This is a genomic window from Candidatus Poribacteria bacterium, from assembly GCA_021295755.1.
In the GTDB taxonomy this organism is placed as follows: Bacteria; Poribacteria; WGA-4E; order WGA-4E; family PCPOR2b; genus PCPOR2b.
In genome coordinates, this window is sequence record JAGWBT010000084.1 from 1 (window position 1) to 22033 (window position 22033).

Below are 22033 nucleotides of genomic sequence, written 5' to 3' on the forward strand. Positions count from 1 at the left end.
TGGCATTACCCGTTGCAGATCGAACCCTTTACATCCCCGGCGGTTGATGGTAATTATAACTGATAGATAATATGGGCGGACTTGCCTCGCCCTCACCAAGAAGTTGTAATTCAATTTACTACAAAGGAGATAGCATTCATGGCAAACGAATCGACTCAGCTTTTTAATGGAACAGATCTCACCGGTTGGCGGATGCGGCATCCAGACCAAGAACACAAGTGGGTTGTTCACGACGGCATCCTTGACAACACCGATAAAGGTGTAGATATCATGACGGAGCAAGAGTTTGGGGACTTTAAACTACATATCGAGTATCTGGTGCCAGCAGATAGCAACAGTGGTATCTACCTCCGGGGCCGATATGAGATCCAGGTTTTAGACAGTCTGGGGAAGACCTACTCGTATCCAGCGGAAAATGGTGCCCTCTATAATCAGAAGCATGTAGATGTCGAAGCAAGCAAGCCAGCCGGGGAATGGCAAACGGTGGAGGCAACACTCAAGGGTATGAGCCTGACAGTACTGCTAAACGGAGTCCAGATTCACGACAACGTGACCATCGAAGGGCCAACAGGCGGACAACTCGCTGATGATAATCCACCCAAGGGCCCTCTGATGTTGCAGGGGGACCATGGACCCGTTCAATTTCGTAATATTCAGATTCGGGAACTATAACAACGGATATGAATAAACGGCTCAAACTTAATGCCCTATTCATTATGTTTTCTAACCGGGCGCGTGGTCAGTTTTTTGAACCATTTTTCCACAAAAGGAGCGTAGATGACGGCAAACGTGCCACACTATAGACCAATTGTAACAATCGAGCAGCATATCATTGAAGGGCAACAGCGCTACCCCGGCGCAACAGGAGAGTTCAGTTGGTTGCTGTCAGGAATCACGCTAGCGACAAAGATTATACAAGATCGGGTCCGTCAAGCGGGACTCCTCGATGTTCTCGGTCCCACTGGAACAAATAATGTTCAAGGGGAGATGGTTCAAAAACTTGATGTTATCGCCAACGAAACACTCATGCAATGTTTGGGATACCGCGGAAATGTCGGAATGATGATCTCTGAGGAAGATGCTGAACCGCGCATCGTTCAAGACGTAGGAGAAGCCGGGAGATATGTAGTCCTGTTTGACCCTCTCGACGGTTCAAGTAACATTGATGTGAACGTACCAATCGGCACCATATTTTCAATCCTTAGACGTAAGCCCGATATCGATAGAAACGATGCGATGCCGCATATTCTCCAGCCCGGTATTCAACAGGTTGCTGCTGGCTATGTATTATACGGCAGCAGCACGGTGATGGTCTATACCGCGGGAGATGGTGTCCACATATTCACGCTCGACCCATCAATTGGGGCTTATGTGTTGACACAGGAAAACGTGCAGATGCCCGAAAATGGCAGAACCTACAGTGTCAACGAAGCCTACGCCCTGACCTTCCCGCGAGGCGTGCAGAAATATCTTGAGTGGGCAAAGTCAGAAGAAGCGGGGGGTTACAGCCTGCGGTATGTCGGCTCGCTGGTTTCTGATTTCCACCGTACACTTCTCCGCGGGGGTGTGTTTCTCTATCCGCCGACGCAGAAGGACCGGTTCGGTAAGCTGCGGTTGTTATATGAAGCTAATCCGATAGCGTTCTTGGCAGAGCAGGCAGGTGGAATTGCTAGTGACGGGAGACAGCGCATCTTAGAAAAACAACTGCAGTCCATTCACGAGAGAACACCGTTGGTTGTCGGTAGCAGAGACGAGGTTAAACGGTTGCTGTCGTTTTGGGGAGGATGATTCGGAAACTTATAGCCATCTGTGAAGTAGGATTTCTTTGAATTTTGGAACACTCAACCGAGAATGACAAAATATAAAATTACACAACAAAGTCATAGAAATGCCAAAATTCTGTAACATCTCTTATTTACAATTTTTGTGTCTCCTATTTACTGTTGAGATAAATGTCGAATCCGAGCAGCAGCGCAACTGAGCGTTTTGCTTTAACCATGCTTTTGCTGTCCGGATTCACAACATCTTCGAGAAGGAAAATGGCATCAAAGATTCTGATTGTGGAAGATGAGCCCGATATTGTTGAGCTATTAGTGTACAATTTGGACCAAGCGGGTTTTAAGACTGAGGCAGTTTTTAATGGGGCGGATGCCCTTGACCGGGCAAAAATCGAGCCGCCCGATCTCGTTCTCTTGGATCTATTGCTTCCAGAGGTGGACGGACTGGAGGTCTGTCGCACCTTGAAAGGCGATCCTGAGACCGCAGGCATTCCCATTATTATGTTGACGGCAAAGGGTGAGGCAATTGATCGCATCGTTGGTTTGGAGCTAGGTGCCGACGACTACATCACCAAGCCCTTCAGTCCTCGAGAAGTTATGCTGAGAGTCCGCGCTGTGTTGCGTCGTGCACCTAATGTTCCGCGCAACAGACCTTCAAACCAGATCCAAATTGATGACTTAAAGATTGATTTGGACAGACACCAAGTGTTCAGCGATGGCGATGTTATTGATCTAACTGCCACAGAATTCAAAATTCTTTCTTTATTTGCTCATTCTCCGGGGCGTGTATTCACGCGCAGTATCCTGATGGATGCGGTTTGGGGACAAGAATATTACGGCATTGAGCGCACGATGGATACCCATGTAAGTCGTTTGCGGAGGAAGTTGGGGCAGTTCGGGGAACGGATTGAGACGGTGCATGGAGTTGGATATCGGCTCAAGGAGTAAAATCATAGAAATATCATTCGTTAAATGAGAGACGATAAAAGCCCGGTGGGACAAATGCTCACCGGGCTTTTTTTATTTTTCATCGCGCTTCTAAATACCCGTCACAAAATAGTCATAGAATTTCCACCAATTTGCCACCAGATCTTCACAGCATTGTGACATTCAAAAGATACACTGATGTTTAGTCACTGAGTATATTCGGATGAATCGATAAAAGCGGATTCCGGATGTGCCTTCATTGAAGACAATGATTTTCGAAATCCTGATAGCATAGGTGTAACTATGAGAAAAATATCTCGCCGTCGCTTTCTGCGTTCTAGCGCAATGGCAACCGCTTCTGGAGCGATTGCGCTCGGTTTCTCCGGGTGTAGTCGGTTGTTGACTGAAGCTACACCCCAAGTTCTCACCATCAATAGGTATGGCGATTTTCTGCCAGACCCTTATGGCATTCTTGACCTCCCTGAAGGCTTCACATATCACACCTTTTCCACCGTCGGAGAGCGCATGGACGATGGATTTCTCGTTCCGGGTGCTCACGATGGTATGGCAGCTTTTCCGGGTTCAAATGGGAAAACAATTTTGAAGTGCCTGTTTCTGCTACCATCGGTTTGACGACACCGATACCGCTAAAAGCGATGGGACGATTCAATCATGAGGCGGTCGCTGTGGGCCCAAAGAGTGGGATTGTATACCAGACCGAAGATCGGCACGATAGCCTGATTTACCGCTTCATCCCGGACGTCCCCGGAAAACTTGCGCGGGGTGGTCGGCTTCAGGCGATGGCAATCCGCGACATGAAAAGTGCCGACACTCGAAATTGGAAAGGGTGGGCAGATAAGGTTTTTCCTTGGACTTATGATGCGATTGCGGTTGGCGAGAAAATGGAAGTTGTTTGGGTCGATATTCAGAATGTCGAATCTCCCAAAGATGATCTGCGTCTACAAGGTTTCGATAAAGGTGCAGCAAGATTTGCGCGAGGTGAGGGGATGTGGCATAGCAACGATAGTATCTACTTTGTCTGTACAAATGGTGGCTATCGCAAGAAGGGCCAAGTTTGGCGTTATATTCCCAGCCCGTTTGAGGGAACGCCTGCCGCAGATAAACAACCGGGAACACTTGAACTGTTTATTGAACCTAACAACAGCGATCTCTTAGAGAATGGCGACAATATAACAGTTGCGCCTTGGGGAGATCTCATCCTGTGTGAGGATGGTCCAGGGACGCAGTTTATTGTGGGTGTAACACCACAGGGTAAACTTTACAGATTCGCCAAGAACTCACGCAACAGGTCAGAGTTTGCCGGTGCAACATTCTCACCGAATGGTAGCACATTGTTTGTCAACATCCAAGGTGCCGGGATGACCCTCGCCATTACGGGTACCTGGAACAAGTCTATCAAGGCGTAAAAAAGTATTCTCTATAAAAAAGCCAAAAGAACGATAAATTTTTGTAACATTTCGATGCTATACTTTTGGCTGTTGGTTGGGGAAATCGAGAAATTTGGGCTGGAGAGTTTCGGCTCTTCAGCCCAAATTTTGTTTTACTCTTTCCGAATGCCAATACCCTAAATTGGATTGTCTTCATGGCAGTTAATTGCCACAGAAAATCGAAAGAAAGGTCACAATTCTGTAACATTTTTGAACTATACTTGGGATCGTCAAAAAGGAGAGATGTAATCAGAAAAGGAGAGAAATGAAACAACCGTTTTTGTGGGTGTTGATCGCATATCTCTGTTGGGTTCCTTCAACACTCATCGCACAACAGATCGGAAGCATTGAAGGGATTGTCCTCGATGAAGCAACGGGAGTACCTATAGCAGACGTAACCGTCATATTGAGCGCGACTGGTCAGCGTATAGCAACCGATCAGGATGGGACATTTGCACTCAAAGTCCCTTTAGGCACTCACAACATCAACATCCGATTTCCTTTCTACCTCACACAGACCGTATCCGGAATTGAAGTAAACGAATCGCAGCCGAAGCAAACCCTCCGCGTTGTCCTCACCCCTCAAGTCATTAAGTTAGGTCCTATACATCTACCTGTCCGCCTGAGTGAATCCAGTGAAACTGGTCTCTTGGAGAAGCGACGATTAAGTTTCGCCGTCGAAGATAGCATCAGCACTGAGTTGATGGCGAAACTACCTGTCTCGGATGCCGGGGAGGCGTTAAAGCGGGTTACTGGCATCAGTATCGTCGGTGGACGATACGTCTTTGTGCGGGGCCTCGGGGAACGTTATAGCAATACTCTACTGAACAGTGTCCAGATTCCAAGCCCTGAACCCAACCGCCGCGTTGTGCCGATGGATATTTTTCCCGCCAACCTTCTGGAAAGCCTTCAAACCGTTAAGACTTTCTCTCCTGATCAGCCGGGCAACTTCGCCGGAGGGTCGGTGCAGGTTTTCACGAAAGATTTTCCGGATGCATTCACCATGTCGTTATCCATGTCCAGTAGTTTTAATACGGAAACAACGGGCAAGGAACTTCTTGAGTATCCGGGTGGAACTTTAGATAGATTTGGGTTTGACGACGGCACACGCGCACTCCCTGATATTATTGCGGATCAGCCTCCGGAGGTTCCAATCCGCGAGCGTGGACGCTTTACCCGGGGCGGATTCACACCAGAGGAAATTCAGAAGTTTGGCAGAGCTTTCGACAATGTCTGGTCGCCGGAGAGATACACTGCTCCAGCGAACCAAAGCCATAAGTTCAGCATTGGAAATTCCACCCAGCTTGCCGGAAAGGATTTCGGGTATTTAGGGATTATTTCATACGGCAATGGACACAGCCATCGCCCGGAAGAAGAACAGAATGCGTTTCGGCTAGGCTTGGATGAGCTTACACCGGTGACGAAATATCTGGTAGAGCGAAGTGCCAACGATGTTAGTTGGGGCGGGGTGCTGAGCACAAGTATGCGTTTTTCACCCGGACACAAGGTGAGCTTGAGAACACTATATAGCCATACCGCCGAAGATGAAACACGGACTTGGGAGGGGTTCAACGCAGATCGTGACACAGATATGCGAAGTTCTCGCTTGCTTTATGTAGAACGGGGTCTTCTTTCTAGCCAGCTTGCCGGCGATCATGAATTTGACTTTTCTTCCGACAACCTTGATGGAGAATCAGAAGCAGCGGAAGAAAGCGATACTAGTGAACCAGAGTTTGCGCCAGTACCGACGCTCTCTTGGCGTTTGACTTTTTCACGTGCAATGCGAAACGAGCCGGATACCCGCGAGGTCATTTATGAAAAACGCCGGGACGAATGGCTTTTCCGCGATATTACTCAGAGCGGTAGCCGTTTCTTTTTTGATTTGGCAGACGATGAAATCAGCGGCAGGCTTGATTGGTCAATGCCAATTTTGACAACGGGATTATTCAAAGTCGGTGGGATGTGGAGAGACCGCGACAGAACATTTGATGCCCGTCGTTTTCGGTTTTTGCCCTCCGATAATATTGAGCTATTTTTAGACCGAACCGCTCCTCCAGAGCAATTGTTCACCGCAGAACATATTGCCCCTAACCTCTTTGAGCTTCGAGAATCGACACGAGCAACGGATAACTACCTCGCCGCCCATAGCGTGTGGGCTAGCTACGGGATGATTGATCTCCCACTGTCGAAGAAGTTTCGTGTGACGACTGGTGCCCGGTTGGAGGTTTCAGATCAGAATGTTACGACCTTCGATCCTTTCGCTGCAGAGCAGCAGGCAATTGAGGCTAATCTAGATACTACAGATATCCTGCCCAGTCTAAACCTGACATACCGCCTGACGGAGCGGATGAATCTGCGCGTGGCGGCATCTCGCACGGTAACGAGGCCAGACCTTCGGGAATTGGCACCCTTTGAATTTACGGATTTCGTCGGTGGCAGAACCATTTTCGGCAATCCTGAACTTGAGCGCACAAAGATTGATAACTACGACCTCCGTTGGGAGGCTTTCCCCGAATTAGGAGGCGTGGTCGCTGTTAGCGGTTTCTATAAGAAATTCCATAAGCCGATTGAGCAGATAATCCAACCTGCAGCTGAAGTCCGAATTACCTACGAGAACGCGGAAGCGGCAAATAACTTCGGACTTGAATTGGAAGTACGTCAAAATCTCAGTATCCTTGCTTCAGGATTGAGACATTTTTCTGTCAACACCAACGTCGCGCTTATCTCCTCCAGAGTTGAGTTGCCGGATGTGGGTATTCAAACATCTTCTGAGCGTGCACTGCAAGGGCAGTCACCTTACGTTGTGAACGCCAGTCTCGGATATGATAATCCTGATTTGGAAATGACCGCTGCAGTTGCATATCATGTCTTCGGAAAACGAATTGCGGAGGTAGGTAACCACGGCAGTCCAGATGTGTTTGAACTGCCACGTTCGCAATTGGATATGACATTTGGGAGACAACTTCTCCCATTTCTCCGTTTGAGCCTTTCAGCAAAGAATTTGCTGAATCCTGACGTTACCTTAGAACAAGGTGGCGAAACCTACGTGCGGTATCGCACGGGTCGGACCATTTCGTTCGGCTTGAGTTACAACTTGTAAAGAATAAGAAAAACTCTCTTTAATGTTTCATGCTAAATCTAACCAAGAAAGGAAGTTTAATTCAATGAGTAACCTTTTGTTTTTCCGGTTGTTGTCTGTCTTGTCTATCTGCCTCGCCCTTTTGTTGGTGGGTTGCGGCGAAGATGAAGACATCGACAGCGTTGATACTGATGATGGTGGCGATGTCACCACCGCTGAGGAACCGAGTGGTCCAAACCTCCTTGAGGGTAAAATCACGGTAGACATGACCCTCAAAGCAAGCCGCGAACATATATTGCGAGGAGCTGTGTTTGTGGAGAACAGTGCCACCTTGACGATTGAGCCGGGCACTACTATTTATGGTGAAGGTGTTTCCAACGGAACTCTCATCATCGCGCAAGGTTCAAAGATTATGGCTGAAGGAACACAGAATGCGCCAATTGTTTTCACGAGTGATGCGTTCGAAGGTTCACGAGGCCGCGGGCAATGGGGAGGTTTGATTATTAACGGTCGTGCTCCTAGCAACCAAGGCGTTACATTTGGTGAAGGGGACACAGGTGCTTTCGGTGGAAATAATCCCGCAGATAGCAGCGGCGTTCTCAAATATGTTCGTGTCGAATTCGCGGGCATTGAGTTTAGCCCAGATAACGAGTTAAATGGTATCGCCTTCCAAGGTGTCGGTTCCGGTACGGTAGTCGATTATGTTCAAGTTCACCTCAATCAAGATGACGGCATTGAGATGTTCGGCGGCACAGTCAACATCAAACACGCACTTGTTACAGGTGCACGCGATGACTCCTTCGACTGGACTGACGGTTGGACGGGGAAAGGGCAATTCTGGATTGCACAGCAGCGTGGAGATGAGGCTGACAACGGCTTTGAAAATGACAATAGCAGCAAGAACAATGATGCAACGCCGCGGTCTGCCCCGACAATTTATAACGCCACACTTGTCGGTGACCCGAAGGGGCCTACGAGTGACACCGGTATGTTGATCCGTGAAGGCGCAGCGGGAATCTACCGTAACATCATTGTACACGGCTTTAAGAACAAAGCTGGGCTTGATATTGATAATGCCTCAACGATTGCTCAAGCGAACAGTGGTGGTCTTGTTGTTCAAAACACCATTTTCTCCAATAACCAACCGAGCAATTTCGCCGATCCGGACGAAGATTTTGATGAAGCTGCTTGGGCAATGGATCCTGCGTTCAATAACCTTGAAGCAGATGCTATGTTGACCAATCCATTCAACCTAACTGACCCGGATTTCCGTCCACAGGGGGGTTCTCCTGCGGTTAATGGTACGGTTCCCGTCGCTTCGCCGCCTGGAGATGGGTTCTTTGAACCGGTGAATTTTATTGGTGGCATGGGACCTAACGATAACTGGACAGCGGGCTGGACAACCACCGCTCAAAACTAATCAGGATTCAAGGATGTTCAGGGTTAAGATGTTTAACAATCCTGTTCAATCCTTGAATTTTACCTTATCTCATGACATGGAAATGGCGAATTGCGTCAGGGATAGTTCTCTTCATCCTGTTGACTGTATCAATCAGTTGGCATAGAAAAAGTGCATGGGAGGGCAGCTTGGATTCCCCAGCTGCCCTCGGTCATGCCGTCGTTGATGCCCTAAATCGTGGGGACATCGATGGACTACATCGGCTGAGAGTGACCCAAGATGAGTATCTTTCATGGATTTGGCCCGCTTTCCCTGCAAGCCGTCCCCCATATAATTTTACCCCTGATTTTGCATGGTCAAATCTAAACAAAAAGTGCTTACTGGGCGCTAGCAGTTGGATTGAACAGTATGGCAGTCAGAACTTAACCTTCGTGGACATGGAATTTAATCGTCCAACCGAAGCATATAAAGATTTTAAACTGCTACGCGGAACGGTGCTTACAATACAGAAAGCGAGCGGCGAAAAGGTCGAATTGAGAATTCTTGGATCTGTTGTCAAGAAAGACAATCGTTATAAACTTTTAAGCTATGAGGAGTGAATAGATATGAGTCGTTACATTTCTAATTATAGAGTAAACAAAAGCCCAAAAAAGAAAAAGAAAGTAACACGTCCAGTGCAAATGGCAACAAGTTTATCTTCGACGCTTCCTAGTGATGACCAAGCATCTACACCGCATGTGAGCACTCCATCTGTGGATGAACTTGAGGAGCATGCTGTGCTGGGTCAAATCCAAGCGACCCGCAAGCAAGCCGGCAAAAGAGGAGGTGCATTTTTTGTTTCCCTTGTATTGCACCTCGTCGGTGCGTTGATTGCGACGGCATACGTTGTCCAAGAAAAGATGGCCAATGAAGAGATGATGCAAGGGGTGCTCATGAAACCAGCTCCCAAACCGTCCCTCAAGCGCCGGTCCCGTCCACGCGTTGCCAAAACTAGCACTCCTAGAAAAGCCATTGCAACACCTAAACCGCAACTTCAGCAAATTGCTACAACTAGTGCGCGTCTCCCAATAGACAGTGAAAGATTTACGGTCCCAGCCAGCAGCCTCTCTGTTGGAACGATGGGTGAACCTAGTACCCAACTTGGAAGGGGTATATTTGCCGGTGCCCGTCAAGCACAAGTGGTTGCTGTGACTCCTCAATTTGAAGCCCCAAAATTTACGAACACATCAATCTCTAGTAGGATTGATACAGGGAACAATTTTGCACAAATGGATTTTAATCCAGACGCAAGCGAACCGATTACAGCAGAGCTAAGAGATGCCACACAGTCTTTTACGGAGTTTCTCCAATCAATACGGGAAAAAATTAAACGTTCTCAACGTTATCCGCGATCGGTACGCAATTTAGCAGACGGTAGCGAATCACAGGTGCAATTTACGATTCGGCGTGATGGAAGTCTTGTTGACGTTAAGGTTGCCGCCTCTTCTGGCTCCAAATCGCTTGATGCTGCTGCTTTGTCCGCTGTGCGAAATGCTGCGCCCTTTCCATCATTTCCTGAAGGTCAAGAGGGGACAACGCTTCGTCTAGAGATTCCGATCGCTTTTCAGTTAAAAACTAATTAAGAGGTGTCAAATCAACAGCTTCCATCGGACGCGTTATGAATTTCTACCTTGTCCCGTTCGAGCCCCCTTTTCATAGGGACATGTTTCATAACACGCTTTTTTGTGACAATTTGTGACATTTATGGTATATTTTTAGGTTGAGTGGCGTTACATAATTTACCGAAATGTCATTGAACAAAAATATTACCGAATGGAGGTCAGATGAAGAGATATTTTCGACGCGGCATCCTACCTCTTATGTGTCTATTATTGAGCAGTGCCTCTGTTTTGTGGGGAGATGCGGGCAAGATTAGCGGTTACTTTTTTGGTGATTATTACTACGTGCTGAAATCCCACAACGCTGAACTTGAGGAACGGAATGGATTCCAGTATCGGCGCGTCTACTTCGATTACGACAGGGACTTGTCGGACGCATTTTCCACGCGGTTTCGGTTTGAGATGAATGGCGCAGCATTTCCCACAGAGCGTAAGAAGATCGAACCGTTTCTCAAAAACGCCTATCTGAGATGGAAGAAACCCGAGTGGCGGACGAATATTTATTTGGGGTTATCTAGCAACCCGACTTGGAAGAATGTTGAACGGGTATGGGGCTATCGCTCTGTTGCGAAAACAGTGCTTCACATGCACAAAATGGGCAACGGCTCCGACTTTGGTATAGCCCTACAAGGCGATGTCGACAAATCAAAGAGAATTAACTATCATCTGATATTCGCAAACGGTACGAGTACAAGTGCGGAAATTGATGGCAATAAGAAGATTGCTTTTTCGCTCGCAGCTAGGCCTGTTACAGGCGTTATCGTTGAAGGATATGCCGATTTTGAGAATGCGGTGGATCGGAGCAGATGGTACACATTACAAGGTTTGCTTGGCTATCAAAGCGATCAATTTCGGGTCGGTGTTCAGCTTGCCAATCAGACGCGGGAGCCGGAAGGCAAGGACAACCTTAACATTTTAGCCAGCTCGGTATTCGGCGCGGCGCAATTGCTCGAAAAGAAGCTATGGGCTTTTGCTCGGTTTGATCGGCTGTTCGATCCAAGCCCCGCTCCGAACAACGGTTATGTCCACTTTGATGGCACAGCAGCACCGAATATGATCATTGCTGGACTGGATTGGACACCATTCGAGGCGTTTCATATCATGCCCAATCTTGTTTTTGTCTTTTACGATGAACCGGATAACGGCGCCAAACCTGACGCGACGATCATGCCACGTTTGACGGGATTCTTTAGGTTCTAGCAATGGTTGTTTTATTTATCGTCCCTCAACTATGATATACTGCCATGTATCATGAGAAGCGCTGGAATCTGACAAAATTGGAGGGGACACGCTATGCAATCTCACTTAGAAGAAAACATGCAGCAGGACATCGATCTGATCCGCAGCAATGTAATTGAGATGGGCAAATTAGTTGAGCAAGCGTTAGAGACCTGTCTGAGTGCGATTGAGCATAATGATCGACAATCGGCTTATGTTGTGATCTTAAGGGATCGGCATATCGATGAGTTAGAGGAGGCTCTAGAATCACTTTGCCAGAGGTTCCTGATTAAGCACCTGCCCGTCGCAACTCAAATGCGTTTTGTTTATTCGGTCATCAAAATTAATACCGAATTAGAGCGTGTTGGCGATTATGCGAAAGCGATGGCTCGGCGATTTTTGACTGTCAGTGACTTGGGGGCACAAGCCTCCCATCCCAAACTCATCAACATTGCCAACCTCGCAATTCCGTTCCTCCGCAACGCTATGCATGCCTTCAGTGAAAGCGATGCTGAATTGGCGAAGGCAGCGCGGGAAAGGGAAAAAGAACGGGTGATAGATAGCCTGCGCCACGAAATTCATAGTGACTTAATCCAGCTGCATAGCAATGGTGAATTGCCATCAGAGGCGCTGGTGCCACTGGTGACGATTGTCAGCTGCTTGGAGCGTGTAGCGAATCAGGCAAGCAATATTTGTGAAGAAGTTTTGTATATGTGTACCGGTGAAGATTTAAGGCATGACTACCAGCAGGTGTTGCGCGTACTTTTCGTCGCCGAGCACGATGCGTGCCGAGGACAGATGGCGGTCGGTATCGGCAATGCGCTCGAATCGCATAGGATACGATTCAGCAGTGCCGGGGCGGCATCCCAACCGCTGGATTCAAGAACGGTGCAGTTCATGGAGGAAAAAGGGATTGACATTTCTGGTCAGACCTCCAAATATTTGAGCCAGATTTTAGATCTCAAAGATTACGCAATCATCGTATCGCTCTCTGAGAAAGCGGAAAAGGCAATCCCGTCGTTGCCGTCGAGACCGGTACGTATTAGTTGGGAAGTGCCAGATCCATCAAAACTTGAAGGAACTGAAGCGGAAGTTCAAGCGAATCACACATCCGAGAATTGGTTCAAGCAATTCTCGGTGATGACGTTGAGAAAGAGCAGGAAACTGATGTTTAATAAAGTGTTGTGCGCTATCGTTGCGGTAGCGTTCTGTCTATTTTCAAACGGCTGTACAAAGAAAGCAGAGAAAGTCGTGATTCAGAACGCAGGTTCTGATACGATGGTCAATCTCGCACAGGCGTGGGCAGAGGCGTATGCTACCGTCGAACCCAATGTGTCCCTTGAAGTCTCCGGTGGCGGTTCGGGAACCGGCATCGCTGCGCTGGTTAGCGGTACGGTAGACATCGCAAATTGTAGTCGTCAAATGACCCCGGCGGAATCTGAACGGGTGGTAGAGAGTACCGGTGAAGCACCAAAAGAGTTCATCGTTGGATATGATGCGCTTGCTGTTTACATCCATAAGGACAACCCGCTGGCTGAAATCTCCCTAGAGCAGCTTGCTAGCATCTATGGAGAAGGTGGCGATATAACTGAATGGTCTCAGCTCGGGATCGATAATAGCGAGTGTTCTAATGACGAAATTATTCGGGTGAGCCGGCAATCGAATTCTGGAACATTCGTCTATTTTCGTTCAGCAGTGCTTGGCAAGAATCGCGACTATAAGCTCGGCTCAAGAGATTTACACGGTTCTAAGGATGTCGTCGAACTCGTGGCACATACACCGTGTGCAATTGGCTATAGCGGCATGGGGTACGCCACGGAAGAGGTGAAGATGCTCAAAATTGCCAAAGTCACCGGTGATGCCGCCTATGGTCCCACCGCCCAAGGCGTCCTCGATGGCACGTATCCAATCGCAAGGCCCCTGTATATGTACTCGCTTGGAACGCCAGAACCGCAGGAACAGACTTACCTAGATTGGATCTTTTCGCCCACGGGACAGGGGATCGTTGAGAAAACAGGTTACGTGCCCGTCGGACAGAAATGAGCATGGATGCCCATTAATTATGCGAACAATCGTGAATGTTTTTCACCAACTGGGACGTTGGTGTGAGCCAGTAATCGAAGCAATGATTCGCCTGTGTGGTATCAGCGCGATTATCTTCGTCTTCGGCATCTTCTTTTTCGTCTTTCGGGAAGGGATGGGGTTTTTCTTTGGCGGATTGGACATCGTTGAGTTTCTCACTAGCCCCGAATGGTATCCCACCTCTGTGAATAATAAACGTTACGGCGTATTGGCATTAATCGCAGGCACGTTTAGTGTAACGGTTCTAGCAATGGTTATCGCTGTGCCGTTCGGGCTTGGGGCAGCTATCTTAAGGAGACGCTCAAAATCGTCATCGAGTTACTCGCAGCGATTCCGTCTGTCGTGTGGGGTTTCATCGGTTTAACGGTGATGAACGCTCTGATTATCGAACTGTTCAACGTGCCGATCGGCTTAACGATGCTAAATGGTGGCATCATTCTAGCACTGATGAGCGTCCCTATCATTGTCTCTATCGGTGAGGACGCACTCAAGGCGGTTCCGGATTCATACCGAGAAGCGGCTGAAGCACTCGGTGCAACACGATGGCAGGTGGTTTACCGTGTGTTATTGCCCACTGCAAAGAATGGACTGCTTGCAGCGGTATTATTGGGCGTCGGCCGCGCAGTGGGTGAGACTATGGCGGTGTTGATGACAACGGGCCATGCGGTAAACATGCCAAATAGCCCTTTCGATTCTGTCCGTACGCTGACCGCCACGATCGCAGCTGAATTAGGTGAGGCAGCGGTAGGCAGTGATCATTATCGTGTGTTGTTTATTATCGGTGTTTTGTTATTTACAATTACATTTATCGTAAACTTTGTTACCGACCTTGTGATTAAAGGCATCCGCGAAAAGGCGTAGCGTTCATTCGAGAAATTAGATGGCAACAGATATAAATTCCTCCCCCACCTCTCCAGAAGTCGTCGCTCCTCACTTGATGTTCACCGCAACCGCACAGAGCCGTAAAAAACAGTTGATGGAGAATATCGCACGAGGCATCTTTTTCGTGATGACGCTGTTGATGATCTTGCCGCTTATCCTCATCGTTGTATATCTCTTTGTCAAGGCAGCGCCGGTCCTGTCTCCAGAGTTCTTTTTCACAAATCCTACAAATGGGATGAGAGCCGGCGGTATATGGGCACCGCTGCTTGGAACAATTTACATCGTGATAATTTCGCTGCTCGTTTCTGCACCGATCGGTGTGTTGGCAGCAGTGTATCTGAACGAATATGCCCGCGAAAGTTGGTTCACCCGTATAATCAACCTCGCAGTGGTCAATCTCGCCGGCGTACCGAGTATCGTTCACGCACTTTTTGGGGTGGGCGCCTTCGTGTATTTTGCAAGGATGGGACGCTCAGTTTTAGCGGCTTCACTCACATTGGCGATTATGACGTTGCCGGTTATCATTGCAAGCACGAAAGAGGCACTCGGCGCTGTTCCGATGGCGTTCCGCGAAGCGTGTTGGAATACCGGTGCGACACGGTGGCAGACAATTCGTGGTATTGTTCTGCCAAACTCAATCAGTGGTATCCTGACCGGAGTCATTTTACAGGTGTCGCGGGCGGCAGGTGAAACTGCCCCCATTATGTTTACTGGAGCGGTATTTTTTAAGGCAATTTCTGAAGGGGATGTTCTCGCCTACGGTCTATTGGATCGGTTTATGGCACTCTCGATGCACTTGTATCAACTCTCGACGCAAGTGCCGGGGGTTCCCGAAGCCTTAGAGTACGGCACAGCCGTTGTGCTGTTGGGCGCTGTGTTGATGGTGAACGCAGTGGCGATTGTGCTGCGTGTGTATCTGCGATCTCGAAAGCGATGGTAGGATTTAGATTGGAAATCCGTGGTGACGCCCGATGAATCAGGCAACTACATACTGAAATGTGTAACTCCTATTACGGTAAAATCTAAGACATTGGCACAGATATCTAACTCTACGAAGAAAATTGAAATTGCGGATCTCACCGTCCGATACGGGGAAGCGAAAGCTCTCCAAGGAATTTCTTTCGATGTATATGAGAATGAAATACTAGGCATTATCGGTCCCGCGCAATCTGGCAAGACAACACTGTTGAAAACGATTAATCGCACGATCGAATTCGAGCCAAGTGCACAGGTCAGCGGTTTGGTGAAAATCGACGGTGCGGATGTGAAAAGCGTCAAAAACGTCAACCAACTGCGCCGCCGAATTGGGATGGTATTTCCGCTTCCAGTTGGCTTACCATTGTCCATCTACGATAATGTTGCTTTCGCGCCTCGGACTGCGGGCATCCACAACCGGAGCGAGTTAGACGAACTCGTCGAGCGTTGTCTGCAACAGGCAGCCCTTTGGGATGAGGTTAAAGACCGACTCAACAGTCTCGGCACGAAGCTGTCGGGCGGACAGCAGCAGCGCTTGACCATCGCTCGTGCGCTCTCACACCAACCCGAAATTCTTTGCCTCGACGAATTTTCGATTGCCGTCGATCCGGTGACAACAATGCGAATTGAGGATATCCTCAAAGAATTACAATCGCAAATCACCATTATCCTCGTCACCAATTTGGTTCAACAGGCACGTCGCTTGGCAAATCGTACCGCTTTTATATTCGAGAGCGAGCTAATCGAAATCGACGACAACGACGTTATTTTCTCCGATTCACCGGCGAACAGACTAACCTATGACTATGTGAATGGAAACTTCGGATGAGCGCAGACAAAAGACATAGCATTGAAACCCGTCAGCTTAACCTGTGGTATGGTGATTTTCAGGCACTTATCAATGTGAGTGTGAAGATTATTGACGGTTTGATAACAGGGCTTATTGGCCCCTCCGGCTGTGGAAAAACCACGTTGCTGCGCTGTTTCAACCGCGTAAACGAACGCTACGGCAACGTTACGACGACCGGGGAGGTTGAAATCCTCGGTAAAAATATCTACGATGCGGATGTTTCATTACCGGAACTTCGCAAAAACGTCGGTATGGTGTTTCAGCGTCCGAATCCCCTACCAATCTCCGTTTACGAGAATATTGTGTTCGGCCTGCGTGTTCATTCTGAAAACCGCATACGGAAAAAGTCGGAAACTGACGATATTGTTGAAGCAGCATTGAGGGAGGTATTCCTGTGGGACGATCTGAAGGATCAACTAAAGGTGAGAGCAACTACCTTACAGCTTGAACAGCAGCAAAAGTTGTGCATAGCTCGGCTGCTGCCGCTGAAACCGCGGGTGATTTTAATGGACGAACCATGTTCTACCCTTGATGCCAAAGGGACACGGGCAGTTGAAGAGTTGATGTTGGAGCTTGCGGGACACTACACCATTCTAATTGTCACACATAATATGGCGCAGGCACGTCGTATAAGCGATGAATGTATCTTCATGCTGCTCGGTGAGATTATTGAGCACAGCCGCACTGAAGATCTGTTCCTAACGCCTCAAAACGAAAAAACAGCGGACTATATCGAAGGACGATACGGCTAATCGACAAACTCCGCGCTTGCATTTCGAGGGTCGGTGCAGCATCCCAGCATTAAATTAATATACCTCCGAACCCTTCAGCGGAAGCGGTACAGCCCAAATATTGCGATATTTCACTGGGTTACCGTGGTCCTGCAGCCGTAAGGGGCCCGGCGCTGCGGCATCGTCGTCCGTCGCCCCACCTGTAGCCCCCTGTATTTGGACGTTATTCTGTATCACAACCCCGTTCTGCAGCACAGTTACACGCGCATTTTCCTCTATCTCTCCCGACTCATCCACGCGAGCAGCACGGAATACCACATCGTATGTTTGCCATTCAAGTGGCGGCTTGCAAGCGTTCACCAACGATGCAAATTGGTTGTAAATTGCGCCACAGTCTCCCATGCCCGGCACATCAATCCCGTAGGAATCCAAGACCTGGATTTCATACCGTCCCTGAAGGAATACCCCGCTATTTCCCTTCGCTTGACCCGTTGCATCGGGCATATCAGGTGTCATAAACTCCAAGTGAAGTAGAAAATCGGTAAACTCCTCCCGACTCACGATGTCGCCTCCGCCGGCGGTCACGGTCATCGCGTTGTCAGCGACCCCCCAAGCCGGTGCACCTCCATCAAACTTCGTCCAGTTGCTGAGATCTTTGCCGTCAAAAAGAACAACTGCCGCCTCCGGTGGTGTTTGTATCATCGATTGCCCTCTCTTTTGTAAAATAAAAAAGCAGGGCTAAAAAATCAGCCCTGCTCTGCATCTGAGTTTGAGATCAAGGGAAGAACCGTCTCCTGAGAGAAAGCTCCCTTGATGGGGGAAGCACTGTCTCCTAAAAGACAGCACCTCCCTTGATCATTCCACTAGATGGTAACAAGAATGATAGCATAACCAGAAAATTTTGTCAACAATAAAGTCTGTTCATTTTTCTCAATAGTTTAAGAATTCCGAGTTAGTAGTGAAAATGTGCAAAAGAGAATAAGATACCTGCATTGAAAATCGGAGGCAAATCAAGGCTGAAAATTTATGTTGCATTTATTTTAAGCAGCGCTATAATAGATATAGGAATTACGCAGTCAATAGGCAGAACATGTAACCTACGGAATCTTGAACCATGTTCCTGAATCTGATGCAGGACTCAAGATACAGGAACTGCAAGAGGCGGTAGGTTCATGGACGCAGACAATCGCGTAAGTCCTAAAAGTAAGTGTAGTTTATTTCTATTGCTGGCCTAGTGGGGGTCAGAAATAGATAATAGGAGTTATCTACAGCGCCCACGTCAAGAAAAGGAGCATGCCAATGAAATTCGGATTGATTCTAATATGCATCGGTTTAATTGGAATTGGTGTTATCTTAACAAGCATAGGTGATGCAGCTACCGTTGCAAACGAAGATGTGTTGGGAATATGGCTCTTTGATGAGGGTAACGGTAATAAAATTAACGATTCCTCTGGTAACGGCAATGACGGAAACCTGCAATTTGCAGGACAATCCAAATGGATCGACGGAAAGTTCGGCAAAGCACTGGAGTTTGATGGCGATCAGGCTTTTGTTGAGATGAATACCCCAACAAATACGGGCAGAGAGGGGCATACCATCTCATTGTGGGTAAACCCGGATCGTATACAGAAAGATTTTACCGTTATTATGAGTAATCACAATCCGATCCCTCAAGGGTTTAGTATCCAACAGCGCGCCGCAGAAACTAACAATTTCTTCCACGGTCTGGTAGTTGCAGACGCATGGCAAGGACCTCCTTTCGCTGTACGTCCTGCAACCCAACTTATCGCAGGTACATGGCAGCATCTTGTACTCGTTAGAGATGGTAGAAGGGGTGTGCTGACACATTGGCTCAATGGATTACCAACTGCCGGATATCCGATTTTAAGAGGCGCGCAAACGGAATCCGATGATAGCCTTCGCATCGGCAACACCGCAGCGGTGAAGCATGCGGCGTGGGCGGCAAATCGGGAATTCAAGGGTGCTGTAGACGAAGTGATAGTTTTTGAAAGACCCTTAACTATAGATGAGATCCTAGTCCTCGGAGAAAAATCGATAGAAGATGCGCTTGCTGTTTCGCCTAAAGGTAGACTGGCGACCACCTGGGGACAGCTTAAGGCTCAATATTAATTCCAACCAATTAAGCGAACTAAGCCCAACAACAAACGTTCACTTTCCCATTCTCACCTAGCAACAAGAGAGAGGAAGTGTTTTTTGTCCTTTCCTTTCTATGCTTCCTCCCTTTCTCCAAGGAAACCTCATGGCACAACTGAACTTTTTCGATTGCAACACCTACATCGGCAGACAACGGAAATCCTCGCCGCTAGCGTTTCATACCACCGAAGGATTGCTAGCAGAGATGGATTATCTAGGCATTGATGAAGCTGTCGTATATCATGCGACTGGCGGCAATGGCAGCTTGATGCAAGCTATCAAGGGGTATGAGCGGCTTCATGGCTGTTGGGTATATCCGTTACATCATTATCCAGGTATGCCTGAGCCCATCAAGGTGGTTGAGGATATGTTGGATCAAGGGGTGAAGGTCACACGACTGTTGCCCTCCTTTTACTATGCGAATCTCGTGGCGGACTGGGCATGTGGCAAGCTGTTTTCTGCTTTTGAAGCCTATCGGACGCCGGTGCTTCTGACTGACTCAGATCTGGGGAAGTTTCCAGATGAGACACGCCCTAGCTACTCAGCACAAAATGTTTACGACATCTGTCAGCATCATCCTCAGATGCCCTTAGTCATCATGCGTCTGAATTTTTCGGCAATGAATATTATCCATCCCCTCATGAACCAGTGCCCTAATCTGCATGTAGAAATCTCCTACTATACCCCACACCAAGGCGTGGAGCATTTGGTCCAGCATTTTGGTCCAGAACGCATCTTGTTCGGGACAGGTATGCCGTATAATGGACCGGGGGTCGCTTTGGGGTTGGTACGATATTCGGAGCTAACCGATGAAGCACGTGCTTTGATTGCTGGTGGAAATCTGCGGCGCCTCATGGCAGAGGTAGGCTGAAAGAAAGGAATTACGTCAATGACTCGTTCATCAAGTTGGATTCGAGATTGCGTGGACGCTGGTCAACCTCTCAATGACGTTCTTATCATTGACGGGTTGACATCCGTACACCTCCCATTCCTCAAGGTGATGGATCGCTTGGGAGTTGACAAGGCATGTGTCCAAGGCAGCCCAGATGTTATTTTACCCGTGATACAAGAGCACCCTGATCGCTTCATCGGCATGTGTCGGGTTGATCCCAATTACCCCGATGAGGTCCTGCCTACGCTAGAACGCAGCTTTGCCGGTGGGATGCTCGGTATTAAGCTTCACCCCGCCGCTCATACTGAATACTATCCGATTGACGGTCCAAACTATAGACCCGTCTTTGAGTTTGCCGCAGCACACCAAGCTCCTATCATCATTCACTCGGGTCCCCGAACTGAAGTAGATCTGCGGTTGAATCGCCCTTATCTGATTGCTGCAGTCGCCCAATGGTATCCGAATGTAAACTTCATTGTCTCCCACTGTGGTGCTTACGATGCTAAGGAGACATGGGAAGCAATGGATGAAGCCATCGAAGTCACCAATGCCAACTCCAATGTCTATCTCAATTTCAACACTTTGGGACGTTACTTTGGGGTGATTGAATATTTGGTGCAAAATGTGGGGATTGATCGGATAATCTTTGGTTCTGATGAACCCCAACACTCACTGTTAGCAGAGGTCGGGCATGTTGCCTACGCCAAAATCAGTGATGGCGAGAAGGAGCAGATTTTTGGCCTCAACATGGCACGGTTGTTCAATATGGATTAGGAGGTAAATATGGCAATCGGCTGGGGTGTCATTGGATGTGGACAGATTGCTAATGGGCGTGCCATTCCGGAAGGTATTATGGTTGCGGAGAACGCGCGACTTGTTGGCGTCTGTGACCTCCTTATAGATCGCGCTCAGGCAACTGCCGATACATTTGGCGGAAAAGTTTATCAGGATACAGCGGCGTTATTGTCGGACTCTGCCATTGATGCAGTGTATATCGCTGCCCCGCCCGCAACCCACGCAGACCTCACCATCAACGCAGCTAAAAATGGCAAACATGTGCTGTGCCAGAAACCAATTGCTTTGAACGCCCATCAGGGGGAGGAGATGGTGCGTATCTGCCGTGAACAAAATGTCGTACTTGGTATCGGTTTCATGATGCGTTATCATGCGTGCCATGAAAAAATGCGCGATCTGATTCGAGATGGTGCTATCGGAACACCGGTAGCTGCACGCGTCCGTTACTCCGTTTGGGCACCTCCTGTTGATACCGATGAGGATTTTGGGGCTTGGATACACGATCCGAAGATTGCTGGTGGGGGATCCATGATGGATATGGGCGTTCATACCATCGATTTGATGTCGATGATGGTTGGACGCATCACAGAAGTATGCAGCTTCTGCGATACACTCGTACACGGTTATGAGGTAGAGGATACTGCTTCCATTCTTTTCAAGTTCGACAATGGAGCACAGGGGGTTATGGAGTGCTATATGAGTGTGCCGAACTTCCGTGGGCGTAGATTGCTAGAGGTATATGGAAGCGAAGGGATGCTGGTCGCAGAAAACACAATTTATCAATTGCCAACGGGAAACCTATGGTACTACAAACGCACACCCGACGGACTCGTAGAATCCGAAGCTGAGGCGATTGAGTACAGCCCAGAAAATATGTATTTGCGGGAGATCCAGCTTTTTTCCGAGGCGGTGGAAAGCGGTAGCGCATATCAGATTCCGGGTGAAGAAGGGTTATATGTGCAACGGGTGGTTGATGCCATTTACCGTTCTTCCGCGGAACGACGTGTTATTGCGCTGGACAATTGAACAAAGGGAAGGTGCTTTCACCTCGATCTATCGGGAGAGAAAACGAGAGAACGAGCAGCCGTGGAAGTGAGGGAGCGTGGAAGCGCGTTAAATCCTCACCCCTTGCTTCCTTACACACTCGCCCCCTCACACACCCGTT

At 48.4% G+C, this 22033-nt stretch carries 17 protein-coding genes and 2 pseudogenes; 18 read left to right on the forward strand and 1 reads right to left on the reverse strand.

The features are described 5' to 3' along the window. Positions 1-138 precede the first annotated feature (138 nt). From J4G02_13055 to J4G02_13120, 14 genes and pseudogenes are all read left to right on the forward strand, one after another. Positions 139-672 carry a DUF1080 domain-containing protein gene (locus J4G02_13055; GenBank protein ID MCE2395507.1) on the forward strand — a complete coding sequence of 178 codons (534 nt, stop codon included), beginning with the start codon at positions 139-141 and terminating at the stop codon, positions 670-672. A gap of 105 nt (positions 673-777) precedes the next feature. Beyond that, complete coding sequence (gene fbp / locus J4G02_13060; GenBank protein ID MCE2395508.1) at positions 778-1788, forward strand: class 1 fructose-bisphosphatase; 1011 nt, start codon at positions 778-780, stop codon at positions 1786-1788. A gap of 251 nt (positions 1789-2039) precedes the next feature. Further along, positions 2040-2726 carry a response regulator gene (locus J4G02_13065; protein ID MCE2395509.1) on the forward strand — a complete coding sequence of 229 codons (687 nt, stop codon included), beginning with the start codon at positions 2040-2042 and terminating at the stop codon, positions 2724-2726. 282 nt (positions 2727-3008) lie between these two features. Beyond that, positions 3009-4132, forward strand: a pseudogene (locus J4G02_13070) (DUF839 domain-containing protein). Between the two features lie 286 nt (positions 4133-4418). Next, entirely contained in the window at positions 4419-7253 is a 2835-nt protein-coding gene (locus tag J4G02_13075; GenBank protein ID MCE2395510.1) for a TonB-dependent receptor, read from the forward strand. Between the two features lie 64 nt (positions 7254-7317). Next, positions 7318-8652, forward strand: a complete 1335-nt coding sequence (locus J4G02_13080) for a T9SS C-terminal target domain-containing protein (GenBank protein ID MCE2395511.1) — start codon at positions 7318-7320, stop codon at positions 8650-8652. A gap of 167 nt (positions 8653-8819) precedes the next feature. Further along, positions 8820-9230 (forward strand): hypothetical protein, encoded by a 411-nt coding sequence (locus J4G02_13085; GenBank protein ID MCE2395512.1) that lies wholly within the window; start codon positions 8820-8822, stop codon positions 9228-9230. An 81-nt stretch (positions 9231-9311) separates the two neighbouring features. Continuing rightward, positions 9312-10253 carry an energy transducer TonB gene (locus tag J4G02_13090; protein ID MCE2395513.1) on the forward strand — a complete coding sequence of 314 codons (942 nt, stop codon included), beginning with the start codon at positions 9312-9314 and terminating at the stop codon, positions 10251-10253. A gap of 201 nt (positions 10254-10454) precedes the next feature. Beyond that, on the forward strand, positions 10455-11489 hold the full coding sequence (locus J4G02_13095; protein ID MCE2395514.1) for a hypothetical protein: 1035 nt from the start codon (positions 10455-10457) through the stop codon (positions 11487-11489). A gap of 93 nt (positions 11490-11582) precedes the next feature. Beyond that, the gene (gene phoU, locus J4G02_13100; protein ID MCE2395515.1) at positions 11583-13550 is read left to right on the forward strand and encodes a phosphate signaling complex protein PhoU; all 1968 of its coding nucleotides are present in this window, start codon (positions 11583-11585) and stop codon (positions 13548-13550) included. A 19-nt stretch (positions 13551-13569) separates the two neighbouring features. After that, a pseudogene (pstC, locus tag J4G02_13105) lies at positions 13570-14450 on the forward strand (phosphate ABC transporter permease subunit PstC). Between the two features lie 19 nt (positions 14451-14469). Continuing rightward, a complete protein-coding gene (pstA, locus tag J4G02_13110; protein MCE2395516.1) occupies positions 14470-15411 on the forward strand; it encodes a phosphate ABC transporter permease PstA in 942 nt (313 codons plus the stop codon). Positions 15412-15501: 90 nt separating this feature from the next. Then, complete coding sequence (locus J4G02_13115) at positions 15502-16275, forward strand: phosphate ABC transporter ATP-binding protein (protein MCE2395517.1); 774 nt, start codon at positions 15502-15504, stop codon at positions 16273-16275. Further along, complete coding sequence (locus J4G02_13120) at positions 16272-17048, forward strand: phosphate ABC transporter ATP-binding protein (GenBank protein ID MCE2395518.1); 777 nt, start codon at positions 16272-16274, stop codon at positions 17046-17048. Before J4G02_13115 ends, J4G02_13120 begins: the two co-directional genes overlap by 4 nt. Positions 17049-17102: 54 nt before the next feature. Here J4G02_13120 and J4G02_13125 read toward each other — a convergent pair whose 3' ends face one another. After that, positions 17103-17729 (reverse strand): DUF1080 domain-containing protein, encoded by a 627-nt coding sequence (locus J4G02_13125; protein ID MCE2395519.1) that lies wholly within the window; start codon positions 17727-17729, stop codon positions 17103-17105. Positions 17730-18326: 597 nt separating this feature from the next. Here J4G02_13125 and J4G02_13130 point away from each other — a divergent pair. The 4 genes from J4G02_13130 to J4G02_13145 all read left to right on the forward strand — a co-directional run bounded on the left by J4G02_13130 (position 18327) and on the right by J4G02_13145 (position 21894). Further along, the gene (locus J4G02_13130) at positions 18327-19157 is read left to right on the forward strand and encodes a LamG domain-containing protein (GenBank protein MCE2395520.1); all 831 of its coding nucleotides are present in this window, start codon (positions 18327-18329) and stop codon (positions 19155-19157) included. Positions 19158-19287: 130 nt separating this feature from the next. Beyond that, the gene (locus J4G02_13135) at positions 19288-20052 is read left to right on the forward strand and encodes an amidohydrolase family protein (GenBank protein MCE2395521.1); all 765 of its coding nucleotides are present in this window, start codon (positions 19288-19290) and stop codon (positions 20050-20052) included. Between the two features lie 18 nt (positions 20053-20070). Next, positions 20071-20847, forward strand: coding sequence for an amidohydrolase (locus J4G02_13140; GenBank protein ID MCE2395522.1), 777 nt, complete (start codon positions 20071-20073; stop codon positions 20845-20847). A gap of 9 nt (positions 20848-20856) precedes the next feature. Beyond that, positions 20857-21894 carry a Gfo/Idh/MocA family oxidoreductase gene (locus J4G02_13145; GenBank protein MCE2395523.1) on the forward strand — a complete coding sequence of 346 codons (1038 nt, stop codon included), beginning with the start codon at positions 20857-20859 and terminating at the stop codon, positions 21892-21894. Positions 21895-22033 lie beyond the last annotated feature (139 nt).

Coding starts and splice junctions, on each gene's coding strand:
- J4G02_13055 (MCE2395507.1), top strand. CDS start 139: ATGGCAAACGAATCGACTCAGCTTTTTAATGGAACAGATCTCACCGGT.
- fbp (MCE2395508.1), top strand. CDS start 778: ATGACGGCAAACGTGCCACACTATAGACCAATTGTAACAATCGAGCAG.
- J4G02_13065 (MCE2395509.1), top strand. CDS start 2,040: ATGGCATCAAAGATTCTGATTGTGGAAGATGAGCCCGATATTGTTGAG.
- J4G02_13075 (MCE2395510.1), top strand. CDS start 4,419: ATGAAACAACCGTTTTTGTGGGTGTTGATCGCATATCTCTGTTGGGTT.
- J4G02_13080 (MCE2395511.1), top strand. CDS start 7,318: ATGAGTAACCTTTTGTTTTTCCGGTTGTTGTCTGTCTTGTCTATCTGC.
- J4G02_13090 (MCE2395513.1), top strand. CDS start 9,312: ATGGCAACAAGTTTATCTTCGACGCTTCCTAGTGATGACCAAGCATCT.
- J4G02_13095 (MCE2395514.1), top strand. CDS start 10,455: ATGAAGAGATATTTTCGACGCGGCATCCTACCTCTTATGTGTCTATTA.
- phoU (MCE2395515.1), top strand. CDS start 11,583: ATGCAATCTCACTTAGAAGAAAACATGCAGCAGGACATCGATCTGATC.
- pstA (MCE2395516.1), top strand. CDS start 14,470: ATGGCAACAGATATAAATTCCTCCCCCACCTCTCCAGAAGTCGTCGCT.
- J4G02_13120 (MCE2395518.1), top strand. CDS start 16,272: ATGAGCGCAGACAAAAGACATAGCATTGAAACCCGTCAGCTTAACCTG.
- J4G02_13125 (MCE2395519.1), bottom strand. CDS start 17,729: ATGATACAAACACCACCGGAGGCGGCAGTTGTTCTTTTTGACGGCAAA.
- J4G02_13130 (MCE2395520.1), top strand. CDS start 18,327: ATGAAATTCGGATTGATTCTAATATGCATCGGTTTAATTGGAATTGGT.
- J4G02_13135 (MCE2395521.1), top strand. CDS start 19,288: ATGGCACAACTGAACTTTTTCGATTGCAACACCTACATCGGCAGACAA.
- J4G02_13140 (MCE2395522.1), top strand. CDS start 20,071: ATGACTCGTTCATCAAGTTGGATTCGAGATTGCGTGGACGCTGGTCAA.
- J4G02_13145 (MCE2395523.1), top strand. CDS start 20,857: ATGGCAATCGGCTGGGGTGTCATTGGATGTGGACAGATTGCTAATGGG.